The sequence below is a fragment of the Nocardioides allogilvus genome, from assembly GCF_003047285.1.
Taxonomy (GTDB): Bacteria; Actinomycetota; Actinomycetes; order Propionibacteriales; family Nocardioidaceae; genus Nocardioides; species Nocardioides allogilvus.
On record NZ_PZYX01000018.1, the window covers coordinates 1 to 13,692 of the forward strand.

Consider the following 13,692-nt stretch of genomic DNA (forward strand, 5'->3'; position numbering starts at 1 on the left):
CGGCCATAGCGAAAGGGAAACACCCGGTCCCATACCGAACCCGGAAGTTAAGCCTTTCAGCGCCGATGGTACTGCAACCGAGAGGTTGTGGGAGATTAGGACGCCGCCGGACATACATTGTGAAAGAGGGACCATCTTCGGATGGTCCCTCTTTTGCATTTCCCGGCGCTCTTCGTCCCTCAGGTGCCCCCGAGATGGGTCGCATTCCGTCCACAGGGGCCTCATCGGGAGGCTCGTCCACAGCCGGCACGAGCGCGCAGGCCGGAATGTCGGACGGTGCGGGCAGCCTGCGGCATGGAGGTGATGTGCAATGTCTGCACAGACTGCAGTGGAGCTGGTCAACAGCGTTCGCCTGGTTGGCCGGATCAGCGGAGTGGCCGAGGAGAAGACGCTGCCCAGTGGCAGCGTCATCGTGGCGTTCCGTGTCGTGATCGATCGACCGCCCGGCCACGAGTCGGGTCAGCGGGTCGACACCCTGGAGTGCACGGCCTGGACAGCCCGGGTGCGCCGGTCGGTCCGGACCTGGCGCCAGGGAGACCTGGTCGAGGTGGACGGGGCCGTCCGACGACGCTTCTACGCCACCCCGGTCGGGAAGGCCTCCCGCGTCGAGATCGAGGTCAGCGGGGGCCGGATGGTTCGTCGCGCACCGAGCGCATGAGGACTCCGAGGCTCGGCTTCGGCTGGAACGACGTGGCCTTCTCCGGCAACAGCCCGCCCCGGTTCACGAGATCCCGGACGGCCGCGAAGTCGGGAGCCGGCAACAGCACCGCGACAGTCCGGCGCTGTGCGCGGCTCAGGGCGTCCTCGGCGGCGTGGTGGTAGGCGATGGCGGTCGGGGCCTGGGCCAGCGACGGGATCAGGGCGGTCTGGAGCCACTCGACGAGCTCGATGCCTGCCTCGGTGGGTGGGGTGACGACCGCCCAGTCCTGCGAGTCGGTCAGGACCAGGGTGTCCGGAGCCAGGTCGGCGAGCGCCTCCTGGCGGCCTCCCGGATGCACGGATCCGCCGGCCTTGACCGCGGCCTGCGTCACGTCCGCGAGGCTGACTCCGCTGAGCGTGCGGTGGATGGCGCCGAGGAACAGGGGAGTGTCCGTCTGGTCGACGAGCATCGCCAGGCCCCGGTCCCAGGCCGAGCCGGGATGCGCCTCCTGCAGCTGGAGGTAGGCCGCGTAGCGGTGGTGTCCGTCGGCGATCAAGGCGGCGCTGTCGCGCAGGGACCGGTTGATCGTGGCGATCTCACCGGGATCGGTGATGGCCCAGATGCGTTGCTTCTGCTCCGTCCGATCGAGGTACTCGTGGTCAGGGGTGCGCTTCGCGATGTCGCGCAGCATGCTCCGGACGTCGGCGGGGCCTTCGTGGACCAGCAGGATCGGCGCCGGGTTCATGCCCATCTCGAACATGCGCGTGGCCAGCTCGTCGACCTGGGCCGGGTGGATGCCTTCGTGCGGCCACACCGCCCGGTCGTCGAGGCCGGAGGCACGGCGGTCGATGGCGAGGGCGCCGACGAGACCACGGATCGTCAGGCCGCCGGCGGTGTACTCGTGCAGGAAGAGTGCCGGCTGATCGGTCCGGGCGACCCGGCCGGCGGCCTCCCACTCGAGGAGCCGGGCCGCCACTGCGCGATAGGGTCGCGCGAACGCTCTCGCGGAGGCCGGGTCACCGACTCGGCTGGGAGCCAGCAGCAGGGCTTCGAACGGCTCGAGTCGCAGGGGCTTCGCGACGTACGGAGGCGTGATCACTGCCGCGAAGTCCATCGAAGCATCGTAGGCGCCGCACCCCAGCGGCCGACGGGAGGGTGAATGTGCTGAAGGCATCGGAAGTGCCACTGCTCGAGACCTATGACCTCACGATGTTCGACCTCGACGGGGTCGTCTACGTCAGTGGCCGGGCGATCGACGGGGTCGCTGAGCGTCTGCAGCGCGTGCGGGACGCCGGAGTGCACCTGGCGTTCGTCACCAACAACGCGTCGCGCACGCCCGAGAAGGTCGCGGCCAACCTGGTCAAGCTCGGGGTGGCGGCGACCGCCCCCGACGTGGTGACGTCGGCGCAGGCAGCCGCACGCGTGGTCAAGGACCGCTTCGGTCCGGAGGCGAGCGTGTTCCTGCTGGGCGGTGCCGGACTGGAGGCAGCGCTCGCGGCCGAGGGACTGGGCGTGACCGACGAGCCGAGCACGGCCGCGGCGCTCGTCAGCGGTTACGGCCCCGACGTCCTGTGGAAGGACGTCATGCGCGCGGCCACCCTGATCCGCGACGGGTTGCCCTACGTCGCCAGCAACACCGACATGTCCATCCCCACCGACTACGGGCTCGCGCCCGGGCATGGCGTGCTGGTCAAGACCCTCACCGACTTCGCCGGGGTCGAGCCGATCGTCGCCGGCAAGCCCGCACGGCCGCTGATGGACGAGACGATCCGACGTGTCGGCGGTGACCGGCCGTTGATGGTGGGGGACCGTCTCGACACCGACATCGAAGGCGCGCACGCGGTCGGTGTCGACTCGCTGCTCGTGATGACGGGGGTGACGCACCTCGGCGAGCTGGTGGGGGCCACCCCTGAGCTGCGCCCCAGCTACATCTCGCCCGACCTCGAGGGACTCTTCGAGAGCCATCCGGTGCCGGAGCCGGTCGCGGACGGCGCGCGTCTGGGTGGTTGGCAGGCCACGGTGGAGGCAGGAGCCCTGGCGGTCAGGGGCGAGGGCAGCGATGCCGACTGGTGGCGCGTCGTCGCCACCGCAGGCTGGACGTTCCTGGACGCGACCGGCACGGCGGCCGACGCGACCGCGCTCAAGCCACCGGTCACCTCGGTGCAGGCCGGGCGCAGGTAGCCTCGCGTCCATGAGTGAGTACGACGAGCAGGCCCACCGGGCGGCCGACGAGCACGCCGACGAGCCGACCGACGGCTGGGAGGCGCCGACGACGGGGATGTCGGTCGTGGACGACGTGCTCGCATCCGTGCAGGCCCTCGACGGCCGGCCCGTCGAGGAACACGTCGCCGCCTTCGAGCAGGCGCACGAACGGCTGCGCCGTGCCCTCGACCCCGGGCACGGCTGAGCGGTGCCGCCTCGTCGTCTTAGGCTCGACGCCGAGCTCGTCCGCCGAGGGCTGGCGCGCTCTCGTGAGCACGCGAGCGAGCTGATCGCCGACGGTCGGGTCAAGGTCTCCGGATCACTCGCGACCAAGCCCGCCACCGGCATCACGACCGACGTGGCGATCGTGGTCCGTGAGGACCCGGATCGCGAGGAGTACGTCTCGCGCGGCGGGCACAAGCTCGCCGGCGCCCTGGCGGTCTTCGCCGACCACGGTGTCAGCGTGACGGGCAAGCGCTGTCTCGATGCGGGAGCGTCCACCGGGGGATTCACCGACGTGCTGCTCCGTGCGGGTGCGCGTGAGGTCGTGGCCGTGGACGTCGGCTACGGGCAGCTGGCGTGGTCGCTGCAGAGCGACGAGCGCGTGATCGTGCACGACCGCACCAACATCCGGGAGCTGACGCCCGAGATCGTCGGCGACCCGGTCGACCTGGTGGTCGGTGACCTCTCCTTCATCTCCCTCGAGCTCGTGCTCGACGCGCTGCTGTCCGTCCTGGCGCCGACCGGGGAGCTCGCGCTGATGGTCAAGCCGCAGTTCGAGGTCGGCAAGGACCGGGTCGGCAAGGGCGGTGTCGTGCGCAGCCTCGACCTCCGGGCAGAGGCCGTCACCCACATCGCGGACGCGGCCGCGAAGCGCGGCTGGGGCGCGGTGGCCGTGACCACCAGTCCGCTCCCGGGCCCGTCGGGCAATGTCGAGTTCTTCCTGCTGCTGCGCCGAGGGCCGGCTGCCATCGGCGCCGACGAGGTGCGCGCCGAGGTCGAGCGCAGCGCTTCTTGGGGCGCGGCGGGTGAGAGGGTGGACCCGTGACCCTGACGCCGACCGATGCCCAGCGCCGGGTGCTGCTGCTGGCCCACACCGGACGAGCGGAGGCCCGCGAGGTCGCCCGTGAGTGCGCGCGCGCCCTGACCGAGCACGGCATCGTCGTACGACTCCTGGAGCTGGAGGCCAAGGACCTCGAGCTCGAGGCCACCGAGGACCCGGTCGACGGTGGCTGGATCGAGACCGTCGGTGCCCGAGGCAGGCCCGGCGAGGGATGCGAGCTCGCGCTCGTCATCGGTGGTGACGGTTCGATCCTGCGCGCCGCGGAGCTGACGCACGCGAGCGGCACACCGCTGCTCGGCGTCAACCTCGGCCACGTGGGGTTCCTGGCCGAGGCCGAGCAGGACGACGTGGCGATCACCATCGAGGCGATCGTCGAGCGTCGCTACGTCACCGAGGACCGGCTGACCGTCGACGTCACCGTGCACCAGGACAAGGAGGTCGTCTACGAGACCTTCGCCCTGAACGAGGCCAGCGTCGAGAAGGCCGCCCGGGAGCGGATGCTCGAGGTGGTCGTCGAGATCGACGGTCGCCCGCTGTCCAGGTGGGGCTGTGACGGCGTCGTGTGCGCGACGCCGACCGGCTCGACCGCCTACAACTTCAGCGCCGGCGGCCCCGTGGTGTGGCCCGGTGTGGAGGCACTGTTGATGGTGCCAATCAGCGCACACGCGCTCTTCGCCCGACCGATGGTCGTGGCTCCCACCAGCGTGCTCGCCATCGAGGTCCTGGCCAACACCGAGGGGTCCGGCGTGCTGTGGTGCGACGGACGCCGCACGGTCGACCTGCCCCCGGGAGCGCGGATCGAGGTCCGCCGCGGTGCCCGGCCGGTGCGATTGGTCCGCCTGCACCAGGCTCCGTTCACCGACCGGCTGGTCGCGAAGTTCGACCTGCCCGTCGAGGGTTGGCGCGGTGCGTCCGAGCGGCGGCGCCGCGAGGAGGGCAACGCCGATGCTTGAGGAGATCCGGATCCGCTCGCTCGGGGTCATCGAGTCCTCCACGCTCGAGCTCGGTCCCGGCCTGACGGTGATCACCGGTGAGACCGGCGCGGGCAAGACCATGGTCGTGACCGCCCTCGGGCTGCTGCTGGGTGGCCGCGCCGATCCCGGCGCCGTCCGCACCGGTGCCAAGCACGCCCGTGTCGAGGGCGTCGTGGGTGTCACCGACCTGCCCCAGGTCGTCACCGCCGTGGAGGAGGCCGGGGGAGAGGTCGAGGACGGCCGGGTCGTGCTCGCCCGCAACATCGCCGCCGAGGGCCGGTCCCGTGCCTGGGTCGGCGGCGCGGCGGTGCCGGTGTCGGCGCTCGCGTCCGTGGCTGAGCCGCTCGTCGCCGTACACGGACAGTCCGACCAGCACCGCCTGCTGAAGCAGAGCGCCCAGCGCGACGCGCTGGACCGGTTCGGTGGACCCGGCGTCGCCAAGGCCGCTGCGGCCTACGCACGTCTCCACGACCGACTGGTCGAGGTGGAGCGCGACCTGCGTGCGGTCGTGCTCAGCGCGCAGGAGCGGGCTCGGGAGGCCGACCAGCTCAGGTTCGGGCTCGGCGAGATCGAGGCCGTCTCGCCCGAGCCGGGCGAGGACACCGCCCTGGCCGCGGAGGAGGGCCGGCTCGGCTTCGCCGACACCCTGCGCACCGCGGCCGAGCAGGCGCGCGAGGCGTTGAGCAGCGAGCAGGGCGGTCCCGACGCCCTGGCGACGACCTCCGCCGCACGCACCCAGCTGGAGGGCGTCCGCGACCACGACCCGCAGGCCGGCGAGCTCGCGGACCGGTTGGCGGAGGTGACCTACCTGCTCTCCGACGTCGCGGCCGACGTCGCGTCCTATGCCGCGCGGCTCGACACCGACCCGGCACGGCTGGCCGCGGTGAGCGAGCGACGAGCGGCGCTGACCTCGTTGACCAGGAAGTACGGCGAGACCATCGACGACGTGCTCGGCTGGGCAGAGGCGGGATCTCGTCGGCTGCTCGACCTGGACTCCACCGACGAGCAGATCGACGAGCTCACGGCCCAGCAGACGAGCCTGCGCGAGCAGCTCGACGCGGCGGCGGGCAAGCTGACCGCCGCGCGGCTGAAGGCTGCTGCCCGGCTGGGCTCGGTCGTCACCGACGAGCTCTCGTTGCTCGCGATGCCACACGCGACGGTGACCGTCGCGGTGCGTGCACAGGAGGTGGACGCCCCCGAGCAGCTCACGGCCGGTGTCCTGCGGGTCGGTGATCGCTGGCTGCGCGCGACGAGCAGCGGGGTCGACGAGGTCGAGCTCCTGCTCGCGGCCAACACCGGCGCCGACGCGCGCCCGCTGCACAAGGGCGCCTCGGGTGGTGAGCTCTCACGCGTCATGCTGGCCGTCGAGGTGGCCCTCGCCGAGACCAGCCCGGTGCCGATCTTCGTCTTCGACGAGGTCGACGCCGGTGTCGGCGGCAAGGCCGCGATCGAGGTTGGTCGCCGGTTGGCGCAGCTGGCCCGCGACGCGCAGGTCCTGGTCGTCACGCACCTGCCCCAGGTGGCGGCGTTCGCCGACCAGCACGTGGTGGTGCACAAGTCGAGTGACGGCACGGTGACCACCTCCGGGCTCACGGTCCTCGACGACACCGAGCGCGAGCGTGAGCTGTCGCGGATGCTGGCAGGGCTCGAGGAGTCCGACACCGCGCTGGCACACGCCCGTGAGCTGATGGACACCGCCGCGCCTGCGCGCTCACGGGCCTGAAGCAGCCGGCTGGGGGCCGACCGGGCCCGGCGCCGGGGGTGTCCACGGTCACGACGCGCCCACGGGCGCGGGTGCCGGGATCGACCTGCGGCGGCTGACACCATGGCTCGGTCATGAAGATCCCCAGTCACACCCGTCAACGCCCCCCCGCGCTGCCCGGCATCCAGGGCACGGCACGTGTCGATCGCCGCACGTCGCACCTGATCGCCCGGTTGCGACCGGGCGACATCGCGATCGTCGATCACCAGGACATGGACCGGGCCACGGCCCAGGCCCTGGTGGATGCCGGTGTCGCAGCCGTCCTCAACGCATCCCCGATGATCTCGGGGCGCTATCCCAACCTCGGGCCCGACGTGCTGATCCAGGCCGGCGTCCCGGTGCTCGACACCTTCGGTGCCGAGGTCATCAGCCGGATCAAGGACGGCACCAGGCTGCGCGTGCACGAGGGGCAGGTCTTCGACGGCGACGAGAGTGTCGCGGTGGGCCGCCTCGTCGATGCCGACGTCGTCGGGGTCGAGCTCGAGTCGGCTCGCAGCGGGCTGCACTCGCAGCTCGAGAGCTTCACCCACAACAGCACCGAGTTCCTCCGCCGTGAGCAGGACCTCCTGCTGCACGGCCGCGGGGTGCCACGCACCGCCACTGACCTGGCCGGGCGGCCGGTCGTGGTCGTGGTGTGCGGACACGACTGGGAGATCGAGCTCGCCGGCATCAAGGCGTTCATCCGCGAGCAGGCCCCGGTCCTGATCGGCGTCGACGCCGGCGCCGACGCGCTGCGCGCCGCGGGCTACACGCCGCACATCGTGGTGGCCAACATCTCCGACGACGAGCTCCCCGCGGTCGAGGTGCTGAAGAAGGCCAAGGACGTGGTGGTGCTCGTCGAGCGCGGTGCCCCATCGGCCGTCACCGAGCGGTTCGCCCGCATCGGCGTGCGACCCCTGAGGTTCGAGACCGGCGCCACGACCGAGGACGCTGCCCTGATCCTGGCCGATGCCGGGCAGGCCCGCCTGATCGTCGGGGTCGGCATGCACGCCACGTTGGACGAGTTCCTCGACCGGCGACGCACCGGCCTCGCCAGCACCTACCTCACCCGGCTGAAGGTCGGGCCGCGCCTCGTCGACGCTGGTGCCGTCCCGCACCTGTACGACGGCCAGGTGCGCCCACGTCACCTGCTGGCCGTCATGGTGGCCGGGCTGCTCGCCCTCGCCGCCGCCATCGGCGTCACCCCCGTCGGCCAGGAGTGGGCGGACACCGCCACCCCGGTCGTCACCGACGCCGTGACCACCCTCATCGATCGTGTGCAAGGACTGTTCTGATGATCACCTTCCGGCATTTCCTGACCAGCCTCGTGGCTGTCTTCCTGGCGTTGGCCGTGGGCATCGTCCTCGGCGGCGGGCCACTGTCCGACGTGACCGATCCCGAACCGGCGCCCGCTGCCGCGACCGAGGGAGCAGCAGACCCGGCGGGCGCGTACGCCGCTGGGTTCGCCGGCGCCGTCGGCCCCCTGCTCACCAGTGCCAAGCTCGCCGACCGCGAGGTCGCGGTCGTGAGCGTGCCGGGGGTGAACGAGGAGACGCTGACAGCCCTGGCCGAGCAGGTGACGGGCGCCGGCGGCACCATCACCGGTCGCTACTCGCTGACCGAGGCGATGGTCGTGCCCGAGCAGAAGTCCCTCGTCGACACGTTGGGCAGCCAGCTCATGACGCAGCAGGGCAAGGCGATCGCGGCCGACGCGACGACGTACGACCGGATCGGGCAGCTTCTCGGTGTGGCGATCGCCACTACGACGGCGGAGGGTGACGCGCCCAGCTCCAAGGAGTCCGCCGTCATCGACAGCCTCGTCGGTGCCGGTCTGGTGTCCTTCGAGGGGACCGTGTCACGTCGTGCGCCGCTGGTGCTCCTCGTGCTCGGCAGTGAGCCCGCCGCCGACGGTGGGGACTCCATCACCGCCGGAATCGCCGCAGGACTGGGCAGGGCAGCGGTCGGCGTCGTCGTCGCCGGCACCATCGCCGACGGTGGCGAAGGGCAGCTCGGGCGACTGCGCGCGGAGCCGGTCTCGGCCGAGGTAGCCACCGTCGACGGCATCGACACAGCAGCCGGACGGGTGGCCACGGTGCTCGCACTCTCGCGCTCCCTGAGCACCAAGGGCGGGGCCTTCGGTGCGTCTGGTGCCGACGGACCCGCTCCGCTGGGGTAGGCTCGAACCCCGTGAAGAACCCGACGCCGACCAAGCACGTATTCGTGACCGGAGGCGTCGCCTCCTCCCTCGGCAAGGGGCTCACCGCCTCGAGCCTGGGAAGCCTTCTGAAGTCGCGCGGCCTGCGCGTGACCATGCAGAAGCTGGACCCCTACCTCAACGTCGACCCCGGGACGATGAACCCGTTCCAGCACGGCGAGGTGTTCGTCACCAACGACGGCGCCGAGACCGACCTGGACATCGGCCACTACGAGCGATTCCTCGACACCGACCTGGGCCAGATCGCCAACGTGACGACCGGGCAGGTCTACTCCGCGGTGATCGCCAAGGAGCGTCGCGGCGACTACCTCGGTGACACCGTGCAGGTCATCCCGCACATCACCAACGAGATCAAGGACCGCATCCTCGCGATGGGCGGCCCGGAGATCGACGTCGTGATCACCGAGATCGGTGGCACCGTCGGTGACATCGAGTCGCTGCCCTTCCTCGAGGCGGCCCGCCAGACCCGCCACCAGATCGGTCGGGAGAACTGCTTCTTCATCCACGTCTCGCTGGTGCCCTACATCGGCCCCTCGGGCGAGCTGAAGACCAAGCCGACCCAGCACTCGGTGGCCGCGCTGCGCTCCATCGGCATCCAGCCCGACGCGATCGTGTGCCGGGCCGATCGTGACCTGCCGGAGAGCATCAAGCGCAAGATCGCGCTGATGTGCGACGTCGACGACGAGGCCGTCGTCACGGCCGCCGATGCGCCGTCGATCTACGACATCCCCAAGGTGCTGCACAGCGAGGGCCTCGACGCCTATGTCGTACGCCGCCTGGACCTGCCCTTCCGCGACGTCGACTGGACCGTCTGGGACGACCTCCTGCGCCGGGTGCACCACCCGCAGGAGGACGTGACCGTCGCGCTGGTCGGCAAGTACATCGACCTGCCCGACGCCTATCTCTCCGTCGCCGAGGCGCTGCGTGCCGGCGGGTTCGCCCACGAGGCCAAGGTGCACATCCGCTGGATCGCCTCCGACGAGTGCGAGACCCCGCAGGGCGCGGCCAAGCACCTGAGCGACGTCGACGCCGTCCTCGTGCCCGGCGGCTTCGGCATCCGCGGCCTGGAGGGCAAGCTGGGCGCGCTGACCTACGCCCGCACCCACGGCATCCCCACGCTGGGGCTGTGCCTGGGCCTGCAGTGCATGGTGATCGAGTACGCCCGCAACGTCGCCGGGATCGACGGCGCCGGCTCGACGGAGTTCGAGCCCGACGTCAAGGCCCCGGTCATCTCCACCATCGAGGAGCAGAAGCAGTTCGTCGAGGGCGCCGGTGACCTCGGTGGCACCATGCGGCTCGGCCTGCAGCCGGCCGACCTGACGCCGGGAAGCGTGGTCGCCAAGGCGTACGGCGCCGAGCGGGTCGAGGAGCGCCACCGCCACCGCTACGAGTTCAACGACGCCTACCGCGCCGAGCTCGAGGCCGCCGGCCTGGTCTTCTCCGGGGTCAACCCGGACCTGGGCCTGGTGGAGTTCGTCGAGCTCCCCTCCGACGTGCACCCCTACTACGTCGCCACGCAGGCCCACCCCGAGCTGAAGTCGCGCCCGACCCGGCCGCACCCGCTGTTCGCCGGGCTGGTCGGTGCCGCGATCGACCGGCAGCGCGAGCTCCGGATCCCGATCGACGAGCACGGCCTGCGCCGCGTCGACACCGACGACGACACCGACGACTGAGGTCGCCCCGGCAGGTCTTCTGCCGGGTCACCACCACATGCGCGGGTTGACCCGGCACGTCCTGTGCCGGGTCGACGCGTATTTCACCGGATGGTGCGGGCCTGGTGCAGGCGCCCCAGCACGAACGACTGGGCGCGCAGCTGGTTGCGGGCGTAGAGGCTGACCGACTCGTCCTCGGTCGCGGCGAGGGCAGCCGCGAGGAACGACTCGTCGCCGACGGCGTGGGGGTACATCGCCCGGATCACGACGCCCTGGTTGAGCATGCCGCCCTTGAGGTCGGGCAGCTCGGCGAGGTAGCGGTGGGTGTACGGCGCCAGCAGCTCCGCCTGCGCGGGACGCCAGAAGATCGCGCCGAGCTCGAGGGTGTCGCGACTGGCAGGCACGGCGTAGTCGACGAAGAAGGCGCGCCACACGGCCTCCTTCGACTCCTCGTCGGGGCTGGCGGCGAGCACCTTGAGCCGCTTGATCCCGGCGTCGGGGTCGGCGTCCTGCTCGAGCAGGCGGGCCACCGCGTCGTCGTCGCGCTGGCCGAGCTCGGAACGTCGGATCATCATCCTCCAGGCCAGGTCCGAGTCGGCCGACTCGGCGGCTGCCGCGTCGAGCGCTGCCCAGTGCTGGTCGGTGGTGGCATTGGCTGCCAGCGTGCGCAGCGCCGGCTGGCGGTTGACCGGGTCCTGGGACAGCACGAGTGCCGCATCGGCGAGTGCTGAGCGGAGCGCGGGGGACTCGTCGGGACGGGCCCACCGGTCGGCGACGTGGTGGCCGACCGACAGGAAGGGCTCGACCAGGGCCGGGTTGTGCTCGGAGTGCAGGCCGCGGGCGATGGCCGCCGCACCGGCGCCCGGAGCCAGCTCGCCCAGCAGCAGGAGCTGGGTGATCGTGCCCACCACGAGGGCGCGCGACAGCGGCTCGGGGAAGTCGCCGAGGTGGTCGAGCATCAGCCGCAGCGACTCCGCGTCGGGGCGGACGGCCGCGAAGGTGAGGTCCTCGGCGTTCAGCAGGTGCAGGTCGCCGGTCGGCAGGTCGACCTCGGTCGACTCCCCGGTCAGCTCGGTCGACGTGACGGCCACCTGGCGCAGCTCGTCGCCCGCCACGGCGTAGGTGGCGATGTTGATCCGGTGCGGTCGCGGGGCCTGGTCGTCGGGCGACTCCGCCCGCACGGTCGAACCGTCGAGCGCGAGGACGTCGGTGCCGGCACGGTCCAGCCAGGACGCGGTCCAGCTCGACAGGTCACGACCGGCGGCCTCGCCGTACGCACCCATCAGGTCGTCGAGGACCGTGTTGGCGAAGGCGTGCTTGCGGAAGTAGGCGCGCAGTCCCTCGACGAACGCATCCTCACCGATGTAGGCCATCAGCTGGTGCAGGACGCTCTGGCCCTTGACGTAGGTGATCGAGTCGAAGTTGGCCATGGCGCCGTTGACGTCGGCGACCGCGCCGCGGATCGGGTGCCGGCCCGGGCCCATGTCCATCTCGTAGGCGGGGCGCTTGTAGAGCGCCAGGAAGCTGGCCCACTGGTCGGAGAACTCGGTGGCCTGCGACATCGCCCAGTTGGACGCCCACGACGCGAACGCCTCGTTGAGCCACAGGTCGTCCCACCACTGCATGGTCACGAGGTCGCCGAACCACATGTGCGCCATCTCGTGCAGCACGAACTCCGCGCGCACGGCGCGCTGGTTGTGCGACGGGGGAGTGCGGAAGAGCTGGGAGTCGCCGTAGGTCACGCAGCCCCAGTTCTCCATCGCCCCGCCGAGGTTGGGCACGAAGACCTGGTCGTAGCGCGACTGCGGGAACGCGATGCCGAACTTGTCGCCGAAGAAGGCGAGTCCCTGCCGGGTGAGCGTGACCAGCTCCTCCACGTCCCGCTCGAGGTGGGCGACCAGCGACTGGCGGCAGAAGAAGCCGAGGTCGTAGCCGTCGTGCTGCTGGCGGATCTCGTGGAAGGGGCCGGCATTGACGACCACGACGTACGTCGACAGGCGGGGCGTGTCCCCGAAGTGCCACACCCGGGCGTCGGCCCGCTTGGCGTCCTCGACCAGGTCGGGCCCCGAGTTGGAGGTGACCGTCCAGGACGCCGGTGCCAGCACCGTGAACTTGTGCGGCGCCTTGAGGTCGGGCTGGTCGAAGCAGGCCCACAGCCGGCGGGCCTCGTCGGTCTCGAGGCTGGTCCAGACGTAGACGAGGCCGTCGGTCGGGTCGACCGTGCGCAAGATGCCCTCGCCGCTCCCGGTGTTGGTGGTCGATGCCTCGACGACCAGCACGTTGTCCGCGGCCAGTCCGGGCAGCGGCAGCCGGCCGCCGGCGGCGGTGCCCAGGTCGAGGTCCGTGCCGTTGAGCGTCGCGCGGGAGATGTCCGCGGCGCAGTCGACGAACGTCGAGGTGCCGGGCTCGGAGCAGCTGAAGGTGATGGTGCTGACCGAGGCGAAGAGATCACCCTCGAGGAGGCCGGTCATGTCGACCTCGATGTCGTAGCGCTGCACCTCGAGGAGGCGGGACCGCTCGGCAGCTTCGATCTGGGTCAGGCTCAGCAACGTCATGGGGTGAGACGGTACTCACACCCGAGCCGACCGCTAAATTCGTGGCATGGACCCCGCATCGCTCGCCGACCGACCCGCAGCGTGGCCCGTGGTGCGCAGTCGGGACCTGCACCGCGACGGCTGGATCGTCGCGCTGCGCGAGGACGTCGTGACCCGGCCCGAGCACCCGGAGGACGAGTTCGTCCGCATCTCGCTGGAGCACCCGGGCGCCGTGGTGGTGCTCGCCGTGGACGACCAGGAGCGGGTGCTGTGCCTGCGGCAGTACCGCCACACCACGCAGCGCGAGTTCGTGGAGCTGCCGGCGGGCCTGCGGGACGCCGCCGACGAGCCCTCGGTCGAGACCGCGAAGCGCGAGCTGCGCGAGGAGGCCGAGCTGGCCGCGACGTCGTGGCAGCTCCTGCTGAGCACCTTCGCCAGCGCGGGGATCAGCGAGGAGGTGCACGAGATCTTCCTGGCCCGTGGGCTGTCAGTGGCTCCGCGCGGCGACTTCGCGATGGTGCACGAGGAAGCGGAGATGGAGGTCTTCTGGGCGCCCATGGCCGACCTGCTCGACGCGGTGCTCGACCGCCGGGTGCAGCAGGGCCCGCTGGCGCAGGCGGTGCTGGCCTACGACGTGCTCAAGCGGCGCGGCGGGCTGGAATCGGTGTGAC

12 protein-coding genes and 1 rRNA gene are annotated in these 13,692 nt (G+C 71.3%); 11 read left to right on the forward strand and 2 right to left on the reverse strand.

All coding sequences use genetic code 11. The features are described from left to right. A 5S ribosomal RNA gene (rrf, locus tag C9J87_RS18475) occupies positions 1 to 112 on the forward strand; the annotation flags it as partial. A 198-nt stretch (positions 113 to 310) separates the two neighbouring features. Continuing rightward, positions 311 to 658, forward strand: coding sequence for a single-stranded DNA-binding protein (locus C9J87_RS18480; RefSeq protein ID WP_036490693.1), 348 nt, complete (start codon positions 311 to 313; stop codon positions 656 to 658). Here the strand turns inward: C9J87_RS18480 and C9J87_RS18485 are convergent. After that, on the reverse strand, positions 618 to 1,754 hold the full coding sequence (locus C9J87_RS18485) for a DUF1015 family protein (RefSeq protein ID WP_036490692.1): 1,137 nt from the start codon (positions 1,752 to 1,754) through the stop codon (positions 618 to 620). The genes C9J87_RS18480 and C9J87_RS18485 overlap by 41 nt on opposite strands. Before the next feature lie 65 nt (positions 1,755 to 1,819). Between C9J87_RS18485 and C9J87_RS18490 the strand changes: the two genes are divergently transcribed. The 8 genes from C9J87_RS18490 to C9J87_RS18525 all read left to right on the forward strand — a co-directional run bounded on the left by C9J87_RS18490 (position 1,820) and on the right by C9J87_RS18525 (position 10,508). After that, positions 1,820 to 2,821 (forward strand): HAD-IIA family hydrolase, encoded by a 1,002-nt coding sequence (locus tag C9J87_RS18490; RefSeq protein WP_232211606.1) that lies wholly within the window; start codon positions 1,820 to 1,822, stop codon positions 2,819 to 2,821. Between the two features lie 10 nt (positions 2,822 to 2,831). Continuing rightward, positions 2,832 to 3,047 carry a hypothetical protein gene (locus C9J87_RS18495; protein ID WP_036490691.1) on the forward strand — a complete coding sequence of 72 codons (216 nt, stop codon included), beginning with the start codon at positions 2,832 to 2,834 and terminating at the stop codon, positions 3,045 to 3,047. Positions 3,048 to 3,050: 3 nt separating this feature from the next. After that, the gene (locus C9J87_RS18500; RefSeq protein WP_010832985.1) at positions 3,051 to 3,890 is read left to right on the forward strand and encodes a TlyA family RNA methyltransferase; all 840 of its coding nucleotides are present in this window, start codon (positions 3,051 to 3,053) and stop codon (positions 3,888 to 3,890) included. 2 nt (positions 3,891 to 3,892) lie between these two features. Beyond that, positions 3,893 to 4,858, forward strand: coding sequence for an NAD kinase (locus C9J87_RS18505; protein WP_107706295.1), 966 nt, complete (start codon positions 3,893 to 3,895; stop codon positions 4,856 to 4,858). Beyond that, positions 4,851 to 6,602 (forward strand): DNA repair protein RecN, encoded by a 1,752-nt coding sequence (recN, locus tag C9J87_RS18510; protein ID WP_107706274.1) that lies wholly within the window; start codon positions 4,851 to 4,853, stop codon positions 6,600 to 6,602. Before C9J87_RS18505 ends, recN begins: the two co-directional genes overlap by 8 nt. A gap of 113 nt (positions 6,603 to 6,715) precedes the next feature. Next, a complete protein-coding gene (steA, locus tag C9J87_RS18515) occupies positions 6,716 to 7,915 on the forward strand; it encodes a putative cytokinetic ring protein SteA (protein ID WP_107706275.1) in 1,200 nt (399 codons plus the stop codon). Beyond that, positions 7,915 to 8,796, forward strand: coding sequence for a copper transporter (locus tag C9J87_RS18520; RefSeq protein WP_107706276.1), 882 nt, complete (start codon positions 7,915 to 7,917; stop codon positions 8,794 to 8,796). The genes steA and C9J87_RS18520 overlap by 1 nt, the downstream gene beginning before the upstream one ends. Before the next feature lie 11 nt (positions 8,797 to 8,807). Continuing rightward, the gene (locus tag C9J87_RS18525; RefSeq protein WP_107706277.1) at positions 8,808 to 10,508 is read left to right on the forward strand and encodes a CTP synthase; all 1,701 of its coding nucleotides are present in this window, start codon (positions 8,808 to 8,810) and stop codon (positions 10,506 to 10,508) included. Between the two features lie 83 nt (positions 10,509 to 10,591). Here the strand turns inward: C9J87_RS18525 and pepN are convergent, their stop codons facing one another. Next, complete coding sequence (gene pepN / locus C9J87_RS18530; RefSeq protein ID WP_107706278.1) at positions 10,592 to 13,042, reverse strand: aminopeptidase N; 2,451 nt, start codon at positions 13,040 to 13,042, stop codon at positions 10,592 to 10,594. A gap of 46 nt (positions 13,043 to 13,088) precedes the next feature. Between pepN and C9J87_RS18535 the strand changes: the two genes are divergently transcribed. Beyond that, complete coding sequence (locus C9J87_RS18535; protein ID WP_051204186.1) at positions 13,089 to 13,691, forward strand: NUDIX domain-containing protein; 603 nt, start codon at positions 13,089 to 13,091, stop codon at positions 13,689 to 13,691. Position 13,692 lies beyond the last annotated feature (1 nt).